Genomic DNA, 20,939 nt, shown 5'->3' on the forward strand with positions numbered 1-20,939 from the left:
TACTTTTATCATAGCGAAACACCTTGACAAAATAATCTTGTACTAGTTTAATAGTGCAAGATTATTTTTTATGTTATCGAGGCAATCTATGTTATTTCCTTATATCCAAACCTTTAATCAGCAAGTAGCGTATCATTCCGATCCCACAGCGGTTTTTGCTACCCTATGTGCCAATCAATCCCATACTTTATTACTTGAATCTGCGGAAATTACCAGTAAAAATAGCCTAAAAAGTTTATTATTAGCCAAAACGGCGGTAAAAATTTCTTGTCTTGCTCAACAAGTAAAATTTCAAGCATTAACAGCAAATGGTAAAGCGGTTATTCCTCTGATTAAACAATATTTAGCCACTTATTGCTCCCTTAACCAAGTCAATGAACACCTATTAATTGCCGAATTTTCGCCACTTGATCCTAATTTAGATGAAGATAGCAAATTACAATCCGCCACCATTTTTGATGGACTAAGAGCTTTAACCCAATTATTCCAATATAGTCAAACCCCCATTTTTCTTGGGGGATTATTTGCTTACGATCTCGTCAGCAATTTTATTCCAATGGAAAATATTCAGCTACAAGATGATGGCTTAACCTGTCCCGATTATGTATTTTATCTTGCCGAGCAATTATTAACCTTTGATCATGCTCATCAAACTGCGGAATTATTTAGTTTTTGTTTTAATCCTGAACAAGGGCAAACCTTATTAAAAGAACAAGCGGAAATTCAACAAAAATTACACAAAATTGCACCGCACTTAGACATACAAAATGTGCAAACAGAAGTACAAGTGAATATTGAAGATCCTGAATTTAAAGGGATTATTCAAGCCCTAAAACACCATATTAATATCGGCGATGTGTTCCAAATTGTGCCATCACGCCGATTTTCTTTACCTTGCCCGAATAAATTAGCCTCCTATCGGCAATTAAAAAGCAATAATCCAAGCCCTTATATGTTTTTTATGCAAGATGAAGACTTTACTTTATTTGGGGCATCGCCAGAAAGTGCGTTAAAATATTCAGCAAAAACTCGCCAATTAGAGATTTACCCTATTGCAGGTTCTCGCCCAAGAGGTTTTGATCAGGCTGGCAATATCGATCAGGAATTAGATGCCCGTTTAGAATTAGAATTACGTTTAGATCACAAAGAATTAGCAGAACATTTAATGCTCGTGGATTTAGCTCGCAATGATATTGCACGAGTTTGTGAAAGCGGAACAAGACAGGTTAAAGAATTAATGCAAGTGGATCGCTATTCGCATATTATGCACTTGGTTTCTCGTGTGGTGGGTAAATTACGCCCTGAACTTGATGCCCTGCACGCTTATCAAGCCTGTATGAATATGGGAACGCTAACAGGTGCACCTAAAATTAAAGCCATGCAATTAATCTATCAATTTGAACAACAAAAACGCCATTCTTATGGCGGTGCTGTGGGCTATTTATCCTCTGACGGCAATTTTGATACCTGCATTGTTATCCGCTCTGCTTTCGTCCAAAATAATACAGCTTATGTACAAGCTGGTTGTGGCGAGGTGTTAGACTCTGATCCGCAAATGGAAGCTGATGAAACAAGACATAAAGCCCGTGCAGTAATCAACGCTATTATGCAAACCAATCATCAGACCGGCAATTAATACAAGGATTGAACTATGGCAAATATTTTATTTATTGATAATTTTGATTCCTTTACCTATAACCTTGTGGATCAATTTCGTACCCTTGGACACCAAGTCCAAATTTACCGTAATGATTGTGCGTTATCCTTATTAATTGAGCGAGCCTTAGCACAACCTGATACCATTTTAGCCCTCTCACCGGGGCCGGGCAATCCCGCTCAAGCAGGCAATTTATTGCCATTAATTGCTCAGTTAAAACACCAAGTCCCAATGATTGGTATTTGTTTAGGACATCAAGCATTAATTGAAGCCTTTGGCGGCAAAGTGATTCATGCTGGCGAAGTGCTACATGGCAAGGTATCCAAAATCCAACATGATAACCAAGCAATGTTTGCAGGATTACAAAACCCTATGCCTGTGGCTCGTTATCATTCTCTTATGGGCAATGATTTGCCTGAGGAATTGGTGGTTAATGCCACTTATAATGATATTGTTATGGCAATACGTCATCAACATTTGCCGATTTGTGGCTTTCAATTCCACCCTGAAAGTATCTTAACGGTAGAAGGGGGAAAATTATTGGCACAAGCTATAGATTGGTTACTCCGCTCTCGTTAATCTTAACCCAAAGGAAAACAGCAATGATTACGGTTTATGGCTTAAAACAACAATTATCGTCCCATAAAACAGCAATTATGCAAATTATTTTTGATTGTTTATACCTTGGGCTAGGCATTCCTAAGCGTAAACACGCCTTGCGTTTTATTGGATTAAATGCGGAAGATTTTTATTATCCCGAGGGTCGTACTGAACAGTTTATCGTCATTGAAATCAATTTAATGGCAGGGCGAACCGAATTTAGTAAAAAGCGGCTGATTAAAATGTTATTTTGTGAACTTGAAAATAAACTCCATATTTCGCCCATTAATGTAGAAATTACCATTAAGGAACAACCTGCCCATTGTTGGGGATTTCGTGGTATGACAGGTGATGAAGCCAATGATTTAAGTTATGATATTTATCAATAATACAATACTTAGGGGACAATTATGCAAACAGAACACATTTTAAATAAACTTTTTGACCAACAATCCCTTACACTGCAAGAAAGTGAACAGCTCTTCCAACAGATTATTCAAGGCAATTTATTGCCTGAACAATTAGCCGCAGCCTTAATTGCCTTAAAAATTAAAGGCGAAAGTGTGGAAGAAATTAGCGGAGCGGTAACCGCCTCATTACAAGCAGCTCAACCTTTCCCTCGCCCAGATTATCCCTTTGCCGATATTGTTGGCACAGGTGGCGATGGGGCGAATACTATTAATATTTCCACTGCCTCTGCTATTGTTGCCGCCTCCATGGGGATCAAAGTTGCTAAACATGGTAACCGCAGTGTTTCCAGTAAAACAGGCTCAAGCGATTTACTTACTGCCTTAGGGGTCAATATTAGCATTGATGCTCAAACCGCAAGACAAGCGCTCGATGAGATTAATCTTTGCTTTTTATTTGCCCAACAATACCATTTAGGCTTTAAGCACGCCGTTGCGGTACGCCAAGCGTTAAAAACTCGTACCATTTTTAATATTCTTGGACCATTAATTAACCCTGCTCGTCCTAAACAGCAATTATTGGGGGTATATACCGCAAAACTTATTCCAACCTATGCAGAAACAGCGGTTAAACTCGGTCATCAACATAGTATTGTAGTGCATGGTTGTGGTTTAGATGAGGTTGCCATTCATGGTAAAACAGAAGTGGCTGAAATTTCTCAGGGTAACATTGAATATTATAGTCTTTCACCACAGGATTTTGGTTTCCGTCCTCAGCCTTTAGAAAGTTTGCAAGGTGGCGAGCCACAACAAAATGCGGAAATGATTACCAATCTGTTACAGGGTAACGGAAAACCAGCTCATCAACAAGCAGTAGCAATGAATACGGCGCTGTTATTAAAATTATTCGGGCAACCTGATATTAAACAAAATGCAGAACAAGTTATGGCACACCTTGCCACTGGCAAAGCATTTGAAACCTTAACCCGATTAACCCAATATTAAAAGGCTAAGCATAATGAATTTAACCGACAAACCCACGATTTTACAACAAATTATCTTAGATAAAATGGATTGGCTTAACGCAAAACAAAAAGCCTTTCCCTTAACAGAATTTGTAAAAAAAATTGAAAAATCAGACCGCTCTTTTTATCAAGCCTTGGCAAAAGATAACTCGCAACGTCCTGCTTTTATCTTAGAATGTAAAAAAGCCTCGCCGTCAAAAGGGCTTATCCGAGCGGATTTTGACTTAAACGAGATTGCGCAGGTGTATAAAAATTACGCCAATGCCATTTCGGTATTAACTGATGAAAAATATTTTCAGGGCGACTTTGCTTATTTACAACAGGTGCGTAGCATTGCCCCACAACCAGTGTTATGCAAAGATTTTATTATTGATGAGTATCAAGTTTATCTCGCACGTTATTATCAAGCTGATGCCATTTTATTAATGTTATCCGTACTTGATGATGACAAATATCAACAACTGGCACAGCTAGCCCACCAATTAAATATGGGGGTATTAACCGAAACTTCTAATCAAGCCGAGTTAGAACGAGCCATAGCCTTGGGGGCAAAAGTGATTGGCATTAATAACCGAGATTTGCACGATCTCAGCGTAGATTTACAACGCACACCGCCACTCGCTAAACAAATTCCAACAGATCGTATTATTATCAGTGAATCAGGAATTTATACTCATCAACAAGTCCAACAATTGCAATCTGTGGTTAATGGCTTTTTAATTGGCTCAAGTTTAATGGCGGAACAAGATTTAAATAATGCCGTACGTGCAGTGATTTTTGGTGAAAACAAAATTTGTGGGCTAACTCGCCCGCAAGATGTTGAACTGGCTTACCAACAAGGGGCGTTATATGGGGGATTGATTTTTGTGGAAAGCTCCCCTCGTTGTGTATCTTTAAGGCAAGCACAAGAGTTGGTAACCACTGCCCCATTGCGTTTTGTTGGCGTTTTTCAAAATCAGCCTATGGAATTGATTGTCAATTTAGCTCGCCAATTATCGCTGTTTGCGGTGCAACTGCATGGGCAAGAAGATCCGCAATATATTCAACAATTACGCCAGCAATTACCGCCACAAGTGCAAATATGGCAAGCCATTTCTATTGATATTGAACAAGCTGAGCCACTTAACATTCAGGAACTTGCTGAGGTGGATCGTTATGTGTTTGATAGTAAAACCAAACAGCAACAAGGTGGCACCGGCAAATCTTTTAATTGGCAATATATTCCGCCACGATTAAAAGCCAAAGCCATGCTCGCAGGTGGAATTAACCCTGATAATGTTAGCCAAGCCTTAGCCCAAGGTTGTTTAGGGCTTGATCTTAATTCAGGTGTAGAAAGTACCGCAGGTATCAAAGCAAGCGAAAAAGTGCGGTCTATTTTTAGTAAAATTTTAACTTATCAGTGTTCACAAGGATAAATTATGACAAAAGAAACCCTTTTAAATCCTTATTTTGGTGAATTTGGTGGTATGTATGTACCAGAAATCTTAGTGCCTGTATTAAAGCAATTAGAACAAGCATTTGTTGAAGCGAAGCAAGATCCTGAGTTTCAACGCCAATTCCAAGATTTACTTAAAAATTATGCAGGACGCCCTACCGCCCTTACCCTTTGCCGTAATTTAACCAAGGGTAGCCAAACCAAATTATATTTAAAACGAGAAGATCTATTGCATGGTGGAGCACACAAAACCAATCAAGTGCTAGGGCAAATTTTATTGGCAAAACGTATGGGAAAAACCCGTATTATTGCGGAAACAGGGGCAGGACAACATGGCGTAGCCACCGCTTTGGCTTGTGCTATGCTTGATATGCCTTGCAAAATTTATATGGGGGCAAAAGACATTGAACGCCAAGCCCCTAATGTATTTCGTATGCGTTTAATGGGCGCGGAAGTAGAATCAGTACAAAAAGGTTCTTGTTCCTTAAAAGATGCTTGTTGTGAAGCAATGCGAGATTGGTCAGCCAATTATGCCACAACCCATTATTTACTTGGCACAGCGGCTGGCCCGCACCCTTTCCCAACCATTGTGCGTGAATTTCAAAAAATGATTGGCGAAGAAACCAAACAACAAATTCTTGAACGGGAAGGACGTTTGCCTGATGCAGTGATTGCAGCGGTAGGCGGTGGTTCTAATGCCATTGGTATGTTTAATGATTTTATTGACGAAAAAAATGTGAGATTAATCGGCATTGAACCTGCGGGGCATGGCATTGCCACTGGCGAACATGGTGCACCATTAAAACATGGTACGGTGGGCATTTATTTTGGAATGAAAGCCCCTTTAATGCAAACCCAAGACGGACAAATTGAAGAATCTTATTCCATTTCCGCAGGGCTAGATTTTCCGTCTGTCGGTCCACAGCACGCTTATTTACACGCTATTGGACGTGCCGACTATGAAAGCATTACCGATGATGAAGCCTTAGAGGCCTTTCAAGCCTTAGCTCGCCACGAGGGCATTATCCCTGCTTTAGAAAGTTCCCACGCCTTAGCTTATGCCTTAAAAATGATTAAACAAAATCCTGATAAACCGCAAATTTTAGTGGTTAATCTTTCTGGTCGTGGCGATAAAGATATTTTTACCGTAGATAAAATTTTATCTGCCAAAGGAGGCTTATAATGAACCGTTTTGCCCAATTATTTCAACATTTAGACCAACAGAATGAAGGGGCATTTGTTCCCTTTGTTACCTTAGGTGATCCTAATTTTGAACAATCTTTCAATATTGTCTGCACCCTCGTAGAAAATGGAGCTGATGCCCTTGAGTTAGGCTTTCCTTTTTCCGATCCGCTATTAGATGGCCCAGTAATCCAAGCTGCCAATAATCGTGCGTTACAAGCAGGTTGTAGTACAGAGCAAAGTTTCCAATTATTGGCAAAAATTAGACAAAAATATCCGCATATTCCAATTAGCTTATTATTATGTGCCAACCTTATTTATGCACAAGGGCTAACCCCATTCTATCAACGTTGTGCCGAAGTGGGCGTTGATGCAGTCTTAGTCGCCGATATTCCCTTGTTAGCCTGTGAGCCTTATGTGTCCGCTGCCAAAGCACAGGGTATCCAACCTGTATTTATTTGCCCACCAAACGCTGATGATAACACCATTGCTAAGGTTGCCCAATATAGCGAAGGCTATACTTATTTAGTTTCAAGGGCTGGGGTAACCAGTGCAGAAAACCACAGCTATGCAACCAATCTTGATCATTTAGTGGAAAAATTAAAAGCCCACAATGCCCCCCCTATTCTACAAGGCTTTGGTATTGCTAAACCTGAGCAAGTAAAAAATGCCTTATCGCTAGGTGTACAAGGGGCTATTTCAGGTTCAGCTACGGTAAAAATTATTGAACAACACCTCAATGATCCTAAACAATGCTTAAAAGAACTGGCTAATTTTGTACGTTTAATGAAACAGGCTACGAGAAAACAATAGAATTAATATAAGGGTATTTTAAATACCCTGTATCTGTTTCAAAAGTGCGGTTGATTTTAGGATTTTTTGGGAAAATTATTCTAAAATTAACCGAATTTTTATTCAGTGTGAGCAATTTATAGTTGTTTCAATTTAAAATAAGATAAGGCAACATACGGAAGATAATATAAATAGTAAAGTAAAAGAACCCTGTGTCAACACTGTATAGTCGTTTCAATTTAAAAGGAGACAAGGCGGTACGCCGAAGACAGTACAAATAGTACGGCGAGGCTTACCAACGCTGTATCATTTTAAAGTGGAACGACTATATTATCTGAAAATGGGATAACTATACCTATAAAATAGGAAAAATTATGTGGAAAAGTAAACTCTATCAAGTAAAAAAATTAAAAGAACAATATACTGGGTACAGTAATTCAGGTGTATCTGATAAAAATATAGAAGATTACTTGAAATTATGTAAAGAGAATAAAATATACATTCCAGATTCATATTTTTCTATTTTAAAGGAAATTAATGGCTTTGAGTTTGATGGTTGTATATTATATGGCATTGGAAAGCAGTATCTAAATGTAACGCCAAATGAATTTATATATGATTTAATAGAGAGAAATAAAATATGGCATGAGAACAAAGAAAATATAATTTATACATACTTAGGAGAAACAAACATTAGCTGGTATGTTTATTATAAGAATAACAATTCATACCTTGTATTAGATATGCCCTCTGGTGAAATAATGGAAGAATTCAAAGATATAAATCTGTTAATAGACAGTTTTTTTGATGAAATGGGAGAAATATAAATTATTCCCTACTCAAAAAATTTATATTTATTCTAAAGCATAGAAGGAGTATAAATGGAAACAATAAAAAATTTTATTGAACGCAATAAAAATTCGTATATCAAACATAGCCTAGCTGATAAAGCAACCATAGAAAAATACCGCAATATGTATCAAGGTAACTCTTATTTTCCAGAGGAATTACTTTGGATTTGGGAAAATATGGGGTTTGGTGTTTATGAAGATGGTTTTTTACAAATTGTTAATCCTGATGAATATGATTTTGTTTTTGACTATGTGGATAAAATGTTAGAGCCTACAGTTGTTTGGGGAATTACAGCATTAGGGGATATTCTTGTTTGGGAAGGCAATGATAATTGGAGGATTGCTCCTGATGAAGGCAATAGAGATGTAATTATTAATTTAAGAACATTAGATGATGATTCTATAACTCGTTCATTCAGTGATGATATAGATTTTGTATTATCTGAAGAAGGAATGATAGCAAAATATTATAAAGCAAGTCTATATTTTAAGATAAAAGATAAATTTCCGAAACTAAAATATGGCCAATGTTATGGTTATGTTCCTGCTTTATGTTTAGGAGGAAGTAAAGCATTCAAAAATATCAAAATTGTAGATGCAAAAGCTTATATTATGCTTATTGGTGAGGCTGTAGGGAAGATTATTGATTTGTATGATTAGCAGATAACAAAGAGAAAAATATATGGAAATAATAAAAAATTTTATTGAACGTAATAAAAATTCGTATATCAAACATAGTTTAGCCGATAAAGCAACCATAGAAAAATACCGCAATATGTATCAAGGTAACTCTTACTTTCCAGAGGAATTACTTTGGATTTGGGAAAATATGGGTTTTGGTATTTATGAAGACGGTTTTTTACAAATTGTTAATCCTGATGAATATGATTTTGTTTTTGACTATATAGATAAAATGTTAGATCCTACAGTTGTCTGGGGAATAACTGCATTAGGAGATATTCTTGTTTGGGAGGGAAATGATAATTGGACAATAGCACCTGACGAAGGAAATAGAGATAGAATCATTAATATAAGGAAATTAGATGCTAACCCTATTACTCATTCTTTTAGTGATGATATAGATTTTATCTTATCTAAAGAAAGGCTTATAAAAGAATATTATGAAGCTAACTTATATTTTCAGATAAAAAATAAATTCCCTAAATTAGAATACGGACAATGCTATGGCTATGTTCCTGCTTTATGTTTAGGAGGAAGTAAGTCAATTAAAAATATCAAAATAGTAGATACTAAAGCTCATATTATGGTTATTGGTGAATCTGTAGGCAAGATTTTTGATTTATATGATTAACAGATAACAAAGAGAAAAATATATGGAAACAATAAAAAATTTTATTGAACGTAATAAAAATTCGTATATCAAACATAGTTTAGCCGATAAAGCAACCATAGAAAAATACCGCAATATGTATCAAGGTAACTCTTATTTTCCGAGGAATTACTTTGGATTTGGGAAAATATGGGCTTTGGGGTTTATGAAGACGGTTTTTTACAAATTGTTAATCCTGATGAATATGACTTTGTTTTTGACTATGTAGATAAATTGTTAGAACCTACTATCGTCTGGGGCATTACTGCACTAGGTGATATTCTTGTTTGGGAAGGAAATGATAATTGGACAGTAGCTCCTGATGAAGGTAATAGAATTTCTATAATTAATTTAAGAAAGTTAGATGATGATGTAATAACAAGTTTAATTGATATTGAATTAGATATAATTCTTCCTAAAGAACGTTATTTAATTAAAAACTATAATGCTAAGTTATACTTCCAAATAAAAAATAAATTGCCAAAACTTCCTAAATTAGAATATGGTCAATGTTATGGTTATGTTCCTGCATTATGTTTAGGGGGGAGTAAATCAATTAAAAATATTAAAATTGTAGATACCAAAGCTTATATTATGGTTATTGGTGAAGCTGTAGGGAAGATTATTGATTTGTATGATTAAAAGATGTTCCAATATTATTCGTATATCATTCTTAGTGAAAGGCTAGATAAGTTTTTTCTAGGAATATGTTTCTTTTACTTACTTTTCTTTGCTTGTACGAGGAAAAGTAAGTCCCCTTTATAAAAGGGGACGAATCTTGTTCGCCAACAGGCGGAGATAGAGTAATAAAAATTTCAAAAACAACCGCACTTTTATCAAAAATATTACCTACTCAAGCAACCACAATAACTCAGCCACCGTATAAAAAGAGCCAAAGATAATAAGATAATCCTGGGCTTGGCTATTTTTTAATGCCATTGCTAATGCCTCGGCTAGCGTTTCTGCACAATAGCTATCAACCTTAGCGAGAGCTTGTAAGTTTTTCTGTAACTTTTGGGCTGACTGCCCTCTTGTTCCTTGTAAACTTATGCAATACCATTGATCGATCACTGGTACTAAAGGCTTAAAAATACCTTGGCTATCTTTATCTTGCAAAATACCACAAATTGCGACAATTTTACTGTTTGTATGTTGTGCCTTTATTGCCTGCAATTTTTCCGCTAAATAATGGGCGGCATGTGGATTATGTGCTACATCTAAAATAATTTGTGGTAAATCTTGTTGAGCAAATTTTTGTGCTAATCGTTGTTGCTGTGTAGCGGTTAAATATTGAAATCGTCCTGTTAATTGGACATTTTGCAATGCCTGATAAATTACCTTGTCTGGAATAGAATAAGGCACAAAACTTAATACGGCTAAGGCGGTGGCGGCGTTAGCTAAAGGAATTTGACATAATGGTAAATTTTCTAAGCGAGTATGCTGATTTTGCCAACACCAAGTATTGCCTTGTTGTTGGAATTGCCATTGTTGCTCACGACAAGCAAGCTCACAACCTAATTGTTGAGCATAATCTAGCATTGATTGTGGAATATGTTGCTCGCCAATTACCGCAGGTTTGTTGGCACGAAAAATACCTGCTTTTTCAAAGGCAATTTGTTCTCTTTCTGAGCCTAAAAAATCCGTATGATCAATATCAATGGACGTAATAACCGCAATATCCGCATCAACGATATTAGTTGCATCTAAACGTCCGCCTAAGCCCACTTCTAAAATCACGGCATCAAGTTTAGCTTGCTTAAATAAATGTAGGGCGGATAAGGTAGAAAACTCAAAATAGGTTAGCGATTGATTTCGCTGTTGTTCAATAAAAGCAAAGGATTGGCTATGTTGTTGATCGGATAATTCTTGTTGTTCAATGCGTACTCGTTCATTATAGCGTATTAAATGTGGTGAGGAATAAACGCCCACTTTTAAGCCAATTTCTGATAACACTTTTTCCAATAGACGACAGGTTGTGCCTTTGCCATTGGTGCCACCAACGGTAATTACCAAAGGGGCAGGTTTTAATAAATCCAATTGTTTTGCCACTGAGGCAACCCGTTCTAAGCCGAGATCAATCGCTTTATAATGTTGTTGTTCTAAATAACAAAGCCACTCGTTGAGTGGCGAATGTGCATTTAATTGCTGATGTTGCATAGTTTTCCTAATGGTTAAATTCGTCTTGCTTGCCAATAAGCCTTACGCCAATAAGGGCTATTAAGGGAAGAATAAATGACCCCACCTTTGGTTGAGGCGTGTAAAAATTTATCTTCTTTCACATAAATTCCCACATGATAGCCGTTTGGGCCTCGACCTGTTTTAAAAAAGACCAGATCACCCGTTTGAATTTCGTGTTTAGCTACTGCCCTACCTTGTTTAGCTTGTTCAGTCGTCATACGAGGTAATTGAATACCAAAACGATGTTGAAATGTAACTTGTACAAAAGCTGAACAATCAATACCCTGTCTACTATTGCCACCTAGCCGATATTTCGTTCCAGCCCATTCCCTTTGTTGCTCACTTAATAAAGCAATAGTCATAATAGGATCATTTAATGATCCCTGATAATGAATAGGATTATTAGTTGAATAATCCTCATTATTTGACGATGAACAAGCCACCAAGGTAGAAAGTGCGGTCAAAAAAGACAATAATTTTAAATAATTTCGTCCTTGTTTAATGTATTGCATAGCGTTCTCCATCAATAGCCCTATTTTAAAATCAGGCTATTTTAAATAATACTGTGTTGACAGGTCTTGCTTGTACTGCATTGTACTACCTTTAACCTGTCGCCTTGTCTTATTTAAAATTAAAACGATGATATTTTCGCTGAGTAAAGGAAATAATTAGCCTTTTTGTTTTTCTACTCGGCTACGCAGTTTTTGTCCTGCTTTAAACACCACCACACGACGAGCAGAAACCGCAACACTTTCCCCTGTTTTAGGGTTACGTCCGGGACGTGAAGATTTATCCCTAAGCTCAAAATTACCAAAACCAGATAATTTGACATCAATGCCAGATTCTAGTGCGGTACGAATTTCTTCAAAAAAACTTTCAACAAGTGCTTTTGCTTGACGCTTGCTGAGATTAAATTTTTCCATTAAATTCTCAGCGATTTCTACTTTTGTTAATGTCATTGCTTAATCCCTCAAATAGGCGTTAAAACGTTGTTTTAATTCAGTAACCACTTGGTTAATAACCGCATTAATTTCTTCATCACCAAGGGTTTTTTCACTATCTTGAATAATTAAACTTATCGCTAGACTCTTATGCCCTTCTGCGACACCAGCACCTTGATAAACGTCAAATAAATTAATTTGTGCCAGTTTATCCCCTGCCACTGAACGGCAAACTTCAAGGACATCTGATGCCGCAATATCTTGTTGCACAACAACCGCTAAATCTCGGCGATTTGATGGGAAACGTGAAATTTCTTTCGCATTAGCGACATCACGATGAGCTATGGCTTTTACCATAATCTCACAAGCAAATACTTTCCCGCTTAACCCCAATTTTTGGCTAATACTTGGGTGAATTTGTCCAATGAAACCAATTTCTTCTCCGTCCAACATGATGGCAGCGGATTGTCCCGGGTGGAAAGCTGGGTAGGTTTTTGCCACAAATTTCACTTTATTTGCCACACTGGTCAAGGCTAAAATATTTTCTAAATAACCTTTTAAATCAAAGAAATCCGAATTTTCTGATTTACCTGTCCAATGTTCATTTAATCTCGCCCCTGTCATAATAGCAGAGAATACAAACTCTTGGCGAATACCAAACTCTGCTTGACTATCTGGAATAAAACGCAAACCCGTTTCAAATAAACGCACACGATTTTGCTGACGATTTTGATTATAAAGCACTGCATCAAGTAAACCCGTTAATAAGGAAACTCGCATCGCTGACATTTCTGAAGAAATTGGATTTGGTAAGATCCAAGCTGGCTGTTCAGGGTGCAATAATTGTTGAACCTTTGGATTAACAAAACTATAAGTAATGGCTTCGTGGAAATCATTTGCCACTAATGCAGTTTTGATTTGTTCAATATCAACTTCTGATTCACGATGTTGTCCCATGGTTAAATGGGCTAATGGTGCTTGATTAGGGATATTGTTATAGCCATAAATACGGGCAACTTCTTCAATCAAATCTTCTTCAATGGCAATATCAAAACGCCATGAAGGTGAAGTGATTGTCCAGCACTCATCAGCATATTCAGGCTTAAAGCCTAAACGTTCAAAAATATCAGTTACGGTTTCTGTCGCAATATGATGCCCTAATACCTTATCTAATTGGCTGCGACGTAAACGCACTTGAACAGAGGTTGGTAAATATTGTTGGTTGACCACTTCGCAAATTTCGCCCGCTTGCCCACCACAGATCTCAATAATCAAGGCGGTAGCTCGTTCCATTGCTTGATGTTGTAAAGTAAAATCAACACCGCGTTCAAAACGATGTGAAGAATCCGTATGTAAACCATATTGACGTGCTCGCCCTGTAATGGCTAATGGCGCAAAGAAAGCGGATTCTAATAAAATATCTTTAGTTTCGCTATTAACGCCACTTTCTTTACCACCAAAGATCCCCGCCATTGCCAATGGACCTTGCTGATCGGCAATAATTAAGGTGTTAGGTTGTAAGCTAACTTGGTTTCCGTCTAATAGGGTTAATACTTCGCCTGCTTGTGCTAAGCGTACCTGCACTGGTTGGACAACTTTAGCGGCATCAAAGGCGTGCATTGGCTGACCTAACTCAAGTAGCACATAATTGGTTACGTCCACAATAGGATCAATAGAGCGAATGCCGCAACGGCGTAATTTTTCTTTTAACCATACAGGCGAGTTTGCCTTAACATTTACCCCTTGAATGGCACGCAATAAATAACGAGGACAAGCCTCTGGTGCTTGTACCTCAATTTGCACTTTTTCTTCTGCGGTTAGCTGACTTGCGGTAAAGTGCGGTGGATTTAGCGAAAGTTTATTGGCAACGCCAAGCTCACGAGCGATACCTGCAATACTTAAACAATCGGCACGATTTGGGGTAAGGCTAATTTCAATGCTCTTATCATCAAGCTGTAAATATTGGCGTAAATCTGTACCAATAGGGGCATCAGCAGGTAACTCAATAATGCCATCATGATCCTCTGTGATACCTAATTCACTGTAAGAGCAAAGCATACCTTCTGAGGGCTGCCCACGCAATTTGGTTTTCTTAATCTTAAAATTACCGGGCAATACCGCACCATCAACAGCACAAGCCACTTTTAGCCCCTGACGGCAATTTGGGGCACCACAAACAATATCTAATAATCTTTCGCCACCTACATTCACTTTCGTTATGCGTAATTTATCGGCATCAGGGTGCTTCTCACAAGCCACAACCTCGCCCACCACAACGCCAGTAAACTCGCCTGCCACCTTAGCCACATCATCAACTTCTAAGCCAAGCATAGTAATTTGATCGCATAATTGTTCGGTGGTAATTGCTGGATTAACCCACTCACGAACCCATAATTCACTGAATTTCATTTATCTCTCCACCTAAAATTATTTAAATTGTTTTAAAAAGCGTAAATCATTTTCAAAGAATGAACGCAGGTCTGTTACGTTGTAACGCAACATAGTTAAGCGTTCTACTCCCATACCTACCGCAAAACCTGAATATTCATTTGGATCAATGCCCACATTGCGTAGCACATTTGGATGCACCATACCACAACCTAAGACTTCCAACCATTTACCATTTTTCCCCATGACATCAACTTCCGCAGAGGGTTCAGTAAAAGGGAAATAAGAAGGACGGAAACGCACTTGTAAATCTTCTTCAAAAAACGCACGCAAGAAATCATGTAACAAGCCTTTTAATTCGGCAAAGTTGGCGTGTTTATCCACAAATAACAACTCAATTTGATGAAACATTGGTGTATGGGTTTGATCATAATCATTACGATATACTCGCCCTGGCGCAATAATACGGATAGGCGGTTTTTTGTTTTCCATTGTACGAATTTGCACACCAGAAGTTTGGGTACGCAATAATAATTCAGGATTAAACCAAAAAGTATCGTGATCCGCTCTTGCAGGGTGATGTTTTGGAATATTTAAGGCATCAAAGTTATAATAATCACTTTCAATTTCTGGGCCTGTTTCAACGGTAAAACCTAATTCAGAAAAGAATTTTACCACACGGCGAATTGTAATATTAACAGGGTGTAGCCCACCAATTTCCACCTTACGCCCCGGCAAACTAACATCAATTTTTTCTTGAGCAAGTTTGGCATCTAACTCCGCTTTTTCCCATTCCGCTTTCTTGGCATTCCATAATTCTTGCACTTTTTGCTTGGCTTCATTAATTTTCGCCCCCACTTTTGGACGCTCTTCTGCCGCCACATCACGCAAACCTTGCATTAAGGTAGTGAAATGCCCTTTTTTACCAAAAAACTCAACGCGAATTTCCTCTAACGCCGCTAAATTTTTATCCGCAATGGATTCTATTGCCTTATGTGCTTTATCAACGATCTCTTTTAGGTTTTGCATACCTGTCCTCTAAATAATAAATGATCTACGACAAGAAAAAAGCCTCCAAAATGGAGGCTTACAGTTTGAATCTTTAGGTTAACAAACTGATTGCCTCAATGACTTTATCAAGCCAAAAAGCCAAAATATCTATTGCTAACCTTATCAAAAATTCCTGTTATATTCATAGTCTAGTTCAAGATTTTATAAAATTGCTTTAATGATAATACTAAATAATTAAAAAATCACGTTTTTTCTAACAAAGAAACTATTTGTTGTGCAACTTCTGCTTGTTGCCAATACTCCCCTTGTTGAGGTAAACAACTTACCGCTATCTGTTGTCCCAAATAGTCAAACTCAAGTTTCAAAGCGTGCAAATAAGTGCGGTCTGTTTTGCTTTTATTTCCATATAAATGATCACCCAAAATAGGGCTACCTAAACTTTTCATTGCCACTCTAATTTGATGAGTTTTGCCTGTTTGTGGTTTTAGCACAAATAAACGTAAACGAGGAACAATGCTTAGGCTATAAAAAGTGGTAATAGCGGGTTGCTCTCGGCTTCTCAATAATTTCCACGCCCCTGCTCTCGCTTTTTTCATATCACCAATAATGGTTCCCTGTTTTTTATGGGGTTTATGATCAGATAATGCCAAATAGGTTTTATGAATACGGTGTTCTGCAAATAATCGAGAAAATTCCTTTGCAGCTTCAATATTTAAGGCGAGAATTAATAAGCCTGAGGTTACCTTATCCAAACGATGAACCAACCATAACTTTTCTTTTCCTAATTGACGAGCCAATAAAGTGGTCAGACCTGTTTCTTGATCATCTTTATGCACACTGATTGCACAAGGCTTATTAATTATAATAAAATCCTGATGAGAAAATACAATTTCAAACATTGAACCATTAATTTTATTTGTTGTAATACATTGGCTAAGCATAATATGAATATTTCCTTTGAGCAAATCTTTGATTACCTTGTTCCCTACATTATCCCTGTTATTATGTGGACATTAACCGTTACCATTACCTTTCGCCTAATTACCAAAAAGCAATCGGTATCCGCTACCCTCTCTTGGTTAATGATCGTCTATCTTATTCCCATTGTTGGCATTTTGGCTTATTTAATCATCGGTGAAATTAATTTAGGCAAAAGACGGGGAAATTCCTTTAAAAAGCTCCAGCCTAAATTTATGGCTTGGTTTGAACAATTTAAAACCTGCGGACATTTAATCAATACCAACAATAATTTGCTATACAAGCCTATTTTTGAACTTGCTCAAAATCGCTTAGGTATTCCTTGTGTACTGGGTAATGAATTGCATATTTATGATACCCCTGAATCTATTATGCAAAGCATAATCCAAGATATAAACCAAGCTCAAACCAGTATTAATATGACCTTTTATATTTGGTTTAATGGCGGTATGGTTGATGAAGTTATGCAGGCGTTAGTCAAAGCACGCCAGCGTGGCGTTGCTATTCATATTTTACTTGATTCAGTGGGCAGTCGTGCTTTCTTTAAAAGCCCAAATTATCATTATATGCGACAACAAGGCATTGAAATTACCGAAGCATTACATGTGAGCTTATTACGGGTTTTCCTACGCCGTATTGATCTCAGACAACACCGCAAAATTATTGTGATCGATAATCAAATTGCTTACACAGGAAGTATGAATATGGTTGATCCAAGCTGTTTTAAACAAGACGCCCATGTGGGCAAATGGATCGATATTATGGTACGCATTACAGGCCCTGTATCTTCTTTGCTTAATGCCCTGCATGCGTGGGATTGGGAAATTGAAAGCGAAAAAGCCCTGCCATTAATTCTCCCTGCTTGCCCTGCGATAACAAGCGATAATAGCCATTCTCACGCTGTACAACTGATCGCCTCGGGACCGAGTTTTCCTGATGATCTTATGGCACAATCCCTGTCCTTAGCCATTTTTTCCGCACGTAAAAGCATTACCATTACAACACCTTATTTTGTACCAAGCCATGGCATTGTTGAAGCGTTACGCATTGCTGCCCTACGAGGGGTTGAAGTGAATTTAATCATTCCAAAACGCAACGACTCGCTTATGGTAAAATGGGCAAGTCGCAGTTTTTTTGATGAATTATTATCCGTTGGAGTAAAAATTTACCAATTTGAAAAAGGCTTACTGCATACCAAAAGTATGCTAATTGATAACAAACTGGCATTAGTGGGTACAGTAAATATGGATATGCGTAGCTTTATGCTGAATTTTGAAGTAACCATGGTGGTTGAAGATAAAGGCTTTGCCAATGAAATTGCCGTATTACACGAAAATTATCTGCAAACGGCGTCCCTGCTTGATTATCAGCAATGGAAAACCCGTTCTCTTTATTCACGCATTGTAGAAAAAATCTTTTTCTTATTTAGCCCATTGCTTTAAACGCTATGTTTCACTTAGCAACAGGAACAACAAAGGTTATGACAAAAACATTAACGCTATATTTAGTTCGCCATGGACGCACTGAATGGAATGAACAAGGCCTATTACAAGGTGCAAAAAACTCCCCCCTTACACCTCAAGGCATAGAGGGAGCAAAACGCACAGGACAAAAGCTCAAACAAATTGATTTTGCGGCAGTTTATACTAGCCAGCTACAACGCACCATTGATACCGCTCAATATATTTTAGCGGGCAAAAACAGCCCCATTATCCCCCTTGCTCAATTAAATGAACAGGACTTTGGTGCTTGGGAAGGACAAGCCATTACAGAACTCAAACAAACCGAAAGCCAAGAATTTTACGCTATGCAACATCAACCAGAGGCTTATCAAGCCCTCAACGGCGGCGAAACCTACGCTCAATTAGCCCAACGTGTTGAACAAGCAATCCAACAAATTACCCAAAATCATCAACAAGGCAATATTCTTATTGTTTCCCATGGGCATACCCTACGCTTATTACTCGCCCTCATCAACAATATCCCTTGGCAACAACACCGCGGCCCAGAACTCAGTTTATCCCTCGCCAATACAGCTATTAGTATTGTTAAATACCAAGAAAACGAAAATAGCAGAAAATTTATTATTGAACAGCTTAATAATACGGAACATTTGCAATAGGTTGAAGACATTTTGTTCTCTAGCCTAAAAGTGCGGTGGGTTTTTGAATTATTTTTTTGCTTTTCTTTTTCCGACTTCACAAATGTATTTCGCACATTCGTGCGACCTACTTTCTTTACTCGTGTAAAGAAAGTAGGCAAAGAAATGCCCCCCTAGAAAAATTCTGATCCTGTGTTTCAACTTGAACCATTACGACACATTTCTGAACTCACCTTGCTCCGCAAGGCTCAAACAGCAGAAATGTGTCTATGGTTCTAAGTTTTACACAGGGAATTTTTAAGGGGGAAAATCGGAAATATCTATATTTGGAGGAAAGTTTTTCTAAAACTGACCGCACTTTGAATAAGTTCAACAGATAATTCCACTATAAGTAAAAATTATTTTTTAGTTTTATTATTACGTTTAAGCCATTTTTGATATCTCACATCAATGACTTCACTTAGTTTATCATACTTACTCCATGTATTTGGTTCATCAAATATACTCTCATTTTCAAGATCACATAAATCCACATAATCCGTAAAATATTTCTCTTCATAATAATATTTAGAAAATAGATTTCCAAGTTCATTCATATCATCAGACGTTATTTTATTATCACAACAGGTAATTATAAAATCCACCCCTGTAATTTTTCTTTGTAACAATAAATCTATTTCCTTAGGAAAGTTTTCTTTTAGCATATCACTAACAAGATCATTATTAACAATCCAAGCCATATAATACCCCATATGTGTCATAGCACATCGACTATCAAGATATTCAGGAAAGTTTTCATTAATATGCCAATTTTGATCGTCATATTTCATAGTTACCTCTTTTATATAAAAATTTAATTATTCCCAAATTAAAGGACCTATTGTTGTATGAGAGAAAATGTACAAATTAATCATCTTCCTCTGTAGGCAAATAATCTAAATTAGGTATAACTGGATTTAACTCAAACTCTACTAGTCTATAAAAGAAATTGTTATCTAATTCATCTTCTGTACTTAAAGTAAAATTATTTAAGTAAAGAACAGGAATAAACTCTGACATTTCAAGATCATAACCTGTTAGATAATAGAGACCATAATTCATATTTCTTTTATCTTCTATTCCTACTGTCCAATAGGCATTTTTTGCCATTTTTCTAAATACTTCTCCAAGATAGATCCAACAATTAGCAAAATCATTAATATTTTCTCTATTATTAATAATATTGTTTTTTCTAACGAAAACAGCAAGATCTTTTAAGCTTTCCTGAGAAAAATCTAATCTAAAGCCTTGATTTTCTGCTTTTTCTATTAATTCTTCTACCCAATCATCTATATGAAAAATAAATAGCTCCAGCTCTTCCAATGCTTCTTGTTTATTTATTGACATATATATTTCTCTTTATCAACTAATCATACAAATCAATAATTTTACCCACAGACTCACCAATAAGCATAATATAAGCTTTGGCATCTACAATTTTGATATTTTTGAATGCTTTACTCCCACCTAAACATAACGCAGGAACATAGCCATAACATTGTCCATATTCTAATTTAGGAAACTTATCTTTTATCTTAAAATATAGACTTGCTTTATAATATTCTACAATCATTTCGTCTTCAGATAACACAAAGTCTATATCATCACTAAAAGAACTGCTAATAGGCCAATCATTTAGTGTCCTTATATTGAGAATTTTATCTCTATTTCCTTCATCAGGAGCAATTGTCCAATTATCGTTTCCTTCCCAAAATAGAATATCACCTAGTGCAGTAATGCCCCAGACGATAGTAGGTTCTAACAATTTATCCACATAGTCAAAAACAAAATCATATTCATCAGGATTAACAATTTGTAAAAAACCGTCTTCATAAACCCCAAAGCCCATATTTTCCCAAATCCAAAGTAATTCCTCTGGAAAGTAAGAATTACCTTGATACATATTGCGGTATTTTTCTATGGTTGCTTTATCGGCTAAACTATGTTTGATATACGAATTTTTATTGCGATCAATAAATTCTTGTATGGCTTGCATTGTTCTCTCCTATCATGTTTTTTTATTT

General features: G+C 36.9%; 22 protein-coding genes and 1 pseudogene. 14 read left to right on the forward strand and 9 right to left on the reverse strand.

Features of this window, described 5'->3' with window-relative positions:
- The first annotated feature begins 88 nt into the window (after window positions 1–88).
- From trpE to A6A20_RS12675, 12 genes and pseudogenes are all read left to right on the forward strand, one after another.
- The gene (gene trpE / locus A6A20_RS00215) at window positions 89–1,636 is read left to right on the forward strand and encodes an anthranilate synthase component I (protein ID WP_279571587.1); all 1,548 of its coding nucleotides are present in this window, start codon (window positions 89–91) and stop codon (window positions 1,634–1,636) included.
- Between the two features lie 15 nt (window positions 1,637–1,651).
- Entirely contained in the window at window positions 1,652–2,236 is a 585-nt protein-coding gene (locus A6A20_RS00220; RefSeq protein ID WP_279571588.1) for an aminodeoxychorismate/anthranilate synthase component II, read from the forward strand.
- A 23-nt stretch (window positions 2,237–2,259) separates the two neighbouring features.
- Window positions 2,260–2,646, forward strand: coding sequence for a tautomerase family protein (locus A6A20_RS00225; RefSeq protein WP_279571589.1), 387 nt, complete (start codon window positions 2,260–2,262; stop codon window positions 2,644–2,646).
- 21 nt (window positions 2,647–2,667) lie between these two features.
- Window positions 2,668–3,669 (forward strand): anthranilate phosphoribosyltransferase, encoded by a 1,002-nt coding sequence (gene trpD, locus A6A20_RS00230; protein WP_279571590.1) that lies wholly within the window; start codon window positions 2,668–2,670, stop codon window positions 3,667–3,669.
- Window positions 3,670–3,682: 13 nt separating this feature from the next.
- Complete coding sequence (gene trpCF, locus A6A20_RS00235) at window positions 3,683–5,104, forward strand: bifunctional indole-3-glycerol-phosphate synthase TrpC/phosphoribosylanthranilate isomerase TrpF (RefSeq protein ID WP_279571591.1); 1,422 nt, start codon at window positions 3,683–3,685, stop codon at window positions 5,102–5,104.
- A gap of 3 nt (window positions 5,105–5,107) precedes the next feature.
- Window positions 5,108–6,307 (forward strand): tryptophan synthase subunit beta, encoded by a 1,200-nt coding sequence (gene trpB, locus A6A20_RS00240; RefSeq protein WP_279571592.1) that lies wholly within the window; start codon window positions 5,108–5,110, stop codon window positions 6,305–6,307.
- Window positions 6,307–7,119: a tryptophan synthase subunit alpha gene (gene trpA / locus A6A20_RS00245; protein WP_279571593.1), complete on the forward strand. Its 813-nt coding sequence runs from the start codon at window positions 6,307–6,309 to the stop codon at window positions 7,117–7,119. The genes trpB and trpA overlap by 1 nt, the downstream gene beginning before the upstream one ends.
- 353 nt (window positions 7,120–7,472) lie before the next feature.
- A complete protein-coding gene (locus A6A20_RS00250; RefSeq protein ID WP_279571594.1) occupies window positions 7,473–7,925 on the forward strand; it encodes a YrhA family protein in 453 nt (150 codons plus the stop codon).
- 54 nt (window positions 7,926–7,979) lie between these two features.
- The gene (locus A6A20_RS00255) at window positions 7,980–8,609 is read left to right on the forward strand and encodes a T6SS immunity protein Tdi1 domain-containing protein (protein ID WP_279571595.1); all 630 of its coding nucleotides are present in this window, start codon (window positions 7,980–7,982) and stop codon (window positions 8,607–8,609) included.
- Between the two features lie 22 nt (window positions 8,610–8,631).
- The gene (locus A6A20_RS00260; protein WP_279571596.1) at window positions 8,632–9,261 is read left to right on the forward strand and encodes a T6SS immunity protein Tdi1 domain-containing protein; all 630 of its coding nucleotides are present in this window, start codon (window positions 8,632–8,634) and stop codon (window positions 9,259–9,261) included.
- 153 nt (window positions 9,262–9,414) lie between these two features.
- A pseudogene (locus A6A20_RS00265) lies at window positions 9,415–9,570 on the forward strand (GAD-like domain-containing protein); the annotation flags it as partial.
- Window positions 9,559–9,921 (forward strand): T6SS immunity protein Tdi1 domain-containing protein, encoded by a 363-nt coding sequence (locus tag A6A20_RS12675; RefSeq protein WP_341670582.1) that lies wholly within the window; start codon window positions 9,559–9,561, stop codon window positions 9,919–9,921. The pseudogene A6A20_RS00265 and the gene A6A20_RS12675, both read left to right, overlap by 12 nt.
- A gap of 207 nt (window positions 9,922–10,128) precedes the next feature.
- On the opposite strand, the gene folC is transcribed toward A6A20_RS12675, so the two are convergent.
- The 6 genes from folC to A6A20_RS00300 all read right to left on the reverse strand — a co-directional run bounded on the left by folC (window position 10,129) and on the right by A6A20_RS00300 (window position 16,696).
- Entirely contained in the window at window positions 10,129–11,436 is a 1,308-nt protein-coding gene (gene folC, locus A6A20_RS00275) for a bifunctional tetrahydrofolate synthase/dihydrofolate synthase (protein WP_279571597.1), read from the reverse strand.
- Window positions 11,437–11,450: 14 nt separating this feature from the next.
- Window positions 11,451–11,969 carry an NlpC/P60 family protein gene (locus tag A6A20_RS00280; protein WP_279571598.1) on the reverse strand — a complete coding sequence of 173 codons (519 nt, stop codon included), beginning with the start codon at window positions 11,967–11,969 and terminating at the stop codon, window positions 11,451–11,453.
- Between the two features lie 156 nt (window positions 11,970–12,125).
- Window positions 12,126–12,416 (reverse strand): integration host factor subunit alpha, encoded by a 291-nt coding sequence (locus A6A20_RS00285; protein WP_279571599.1) that lies wholly within the window; start codon window positions 12,414–12,416, stop codon window positions 12,126–12,128.
- Window positions 12,417–12,419: 3 nt separating this feature from the next.
- On the reverse strand, window positions 12,420–14,807 hold the full coding sequence (pheT, locus tag A6A20_RS00290) for a phenylalanine--tRNA ligase subunit beta (RefSeq protein WP_279571600.1): 2,388 nt from the start codon (window positions 14,805–14,807) through the stop codon (window positions 12,420–12,422).
- 18 nt (window positions 14,808–14,825) lie between these two features.
- Window positions 14,826–15,815 (reverse strand): phenylalanine--tRNA ligase subunit alpha, encoded by a 990-nt coding sequence (gene pheS / locus A6A20_RS00295; protein ID WP_132687982.1) that lies wholly within the window; start codon window positions 15,813–15,815, stop codon window positions 14,826–14,828.
- Window positions 15,816–16,039: 224 nt separating this feature from the next.
- Complete coding sequence (locus A6A20_RS00300; RefSeq protein ID WP_279573704.1) at window positions 16,040–16,696, reverse strand: TIGR01621 family pseudouridine synthase; 657 nt, start codon at window positions 16,694–16,696, stop codon at window positions 16,040–16,042.
- A gap of 45 nt (window positions 16,697–16,741) precedes the next feature.
- On the opposite strand from A6A20_RS00300, the gene cls reads away from it, so the two are divergent.
- Together cls and A6A20_RS00310 are read left to right on the forward strand one after the other, a co-directional pair.
- Window positions 16,742–18,217 carry a cardiolipin synthase gene (gene cls, locus A6A20_RS00305; RefSeq protein ID WP_279571601.1) on the forward strand — a complete coding sequence of 492 codons (1,476 nt, stop codon included), beginning with the start codon at window positions 16,742–16,744 and terminating at the stop codon, window positions 18,215–18,217.
- A 38-nt stretch (window positions 18,218–18,255) separates the two neighbouring features.
- Window positions 18,256–18,897: a histidine phosphatase family protein gene (locus tag A6A20_RS00310; protein ID WP_279571602.1), complete on the forward strand. Its 642-nt coding sequence runs from the start codon at window positions 18,256–18,258 to the stop codon at window positions 18,895–18,897.
- A 377-nt stretch (window positions 18,898–19,274) separates the two neighbouring features.
- Here the strand turns inward: A6A20_RS00310 and A6A20_RS00315 are convergent, their stop codons facing one another.
- From A6A20_RS00315 to A6A20_RS00325, 3 genes are all read right to left on the reverse strand, one after another.
- Window positions 19,275–19,706 (reverse strand): DUF7832 domain-containing protein, encoded by a 432-nt coding sequence (locus A6A20_RS00315; protein ID WP_279571603.1) that lies wholly within the window; start codon window positions 19,704–19,706, stop codon window positions 19,275–19,277.
- Between the two features lie 76 nt (window positions 19,707–19,782).
- Window positions 19,783–20,262, reverse strand: a complete 480-nt coding sequence (locus A6A20_RS00320; RefSeq protein WP_279571604.1) for a hypothetical protein — start codon at window positions 20,260–20,262, stop codon at window positions 19,783–19,785.
- 19 nt (window positions 20,263–20,281) lie between these two features.
- Complete coding sequence (locus tag A6A20_RS00325) at window positions 20,282–20,911, reverse strand: T6SS immunity protein Tdi1 domain-containing protein (protein WP_279571605.1); 630 nt, start codon at window positions 20,909–20,911, stop codon at window positions 20,282–20,284.
- Window positions 20,912–20,939: the final 28 nt, after the last annotated feature.

The sequence above is a fragment of the Volucribacter amazonae genome (assembly GCF_029783845.1).
Lineage (GTDB): Bacteria > Pseudomonadota > Gammaproteobacteria > Enterobacterales > Pasteurellaceae > Volucribacter > Volucribacter amazonae.

Bases quoted from the DNA above. Each gene is read 5' to 3' on its own strand.
- trpE (WP_279571587.1), top strand. From the start codon at position 89: ATGTTATTTCCTTATATCCAAACCTTTAATCAGCAAGTAGCGTATCAT.
- A6A20_RS00220 (WP_279571588.1), top strand. From the start codon at position 1,652: ATGGCAAATATTTTATTTATTGATAATTTTGATTCCTTTACCTATAAC.
- A6A20_RS00225 (WP_279571589.1), top strand. From the start codon at position 2,260: ATGATTACGGTTTATGGCTTAAAACAACAATTATCGTCCCATAAAACA.
- trpD (WP_279571590.1), top strand. From the start codon at position 2,668: ATGCAAACAGAACACATTTTAAATAAACTTTTTGACCAACAATCCCTT.
- trpCF (WP_279571591.1), top strand. From the start codon at position 3,683: ATGAATTTAACCGACAAACCCACGATTTTACAACAAATTATCTTAGAT.
- trpB (WP_279571592.1), top strand. From the start codon at position 5,108: ATGACAAAAGAAACCCTTTTAAATCCTTATTTTGGTGAATTTGGTGGT.
- trpA (WP_279571593.1), top strand. From the start codon at position 6,307: ATGAACCGTTTTGCCCAATTATTTCAACATTTAGACCAACAGAATGAA.
- A6A20_RS00250 (WP_279571594.1), top strand. From the start codon at position 7,473: ATGTGGAAAAGTAAACTCTATCAAGTAAAAAAATTAAAAGAACAATAT.
- A6A20_RS00255 (WP_279571595.1), top strand. From the start codon at position 7,980: ATGGAAACAATAAAAAATTTTATTGAACGCAATAAAAATTCGTATATC.
- A6A20_RS00260 (WP_279571596.1), top strand. From the start codon at position 8,632: ATGGAAATAATAAAAAATTTTATTGAACGTAATAAAAATTCGTATATC.
- folC (WP_279571597.1), bottom strand. From the start codon at position 11,436: ATGCAACATCAGCAATTAAATGCACATTCGCCACTCAACGAGTGGCTT.
- A6A20_RS00280 (WP_279571598.1), bottom strand. From the start codon at position 11,969: ATGCAATACATTAAACAAGGACGAAATTATTTAAAATTATTGTCTTTT.
- A6A20_RS00285 (WP_279571599.1), bottom strand. From the start codon at position 12,416: ATGACATTAACAAAAGTAGAAATCGCTGAGAATTTAATGGAAAAATTT.
- pheT (WP_279571600.1), bottom strand. From the start codon at position 14,807: ATGAAATTCAGTGAATTATGGGTTCGTGAGTGGGTTAATCCAGCAATT.
- pheS (WP_132687982.1), bottom strand. From the start codon at position 15,815: ATGCAAAACCTAAAAGAGATCGTTGATAAAGCACATAAGGCAATAGAA.
- A6A20_RS00300 (WP_279573704.1), bottom strand. From the start codon at position 16,696: ATGTTTGAAATTGTATTTTCTCATCAGGATTTTATTATAATTAATAAG.
- cls (WP_279571601.1), top strand. From the start codon at position 16,742: ATGAATATTTCCTTTGAGCAAATCTTTGATTACCTTGTTCCCTACATT.
- A6A20_RS00310 (WP_279571602.1), top strand. From the start codon at position 18,256: ATGACAAAAACATTAACGCTATATTTAGTTCGCCATGGACGCACTGAA.
- A6A20_RS00315 (WP_279571603.1), bottom strand. From the start codon at position 19,706: ATGAAATATGACGATCAAAATTGGCATATTAATGAAAACTTTCCTGAA.
- A6A20_RS00320 (WP_279571604.1), bottom strand. From the start codon at position 20,262: ATGTCAATAAATAAACAAGAAGCATTGGAAGAGCTGGAGCTATTTATT.
- A6A20_RS00325 (WP_279571605.1), bottom strand. From the start codon at position 20,911: ATGCAAGCCATACAAGAATTTATTGATCGCAATAAAAATTCGTATATC.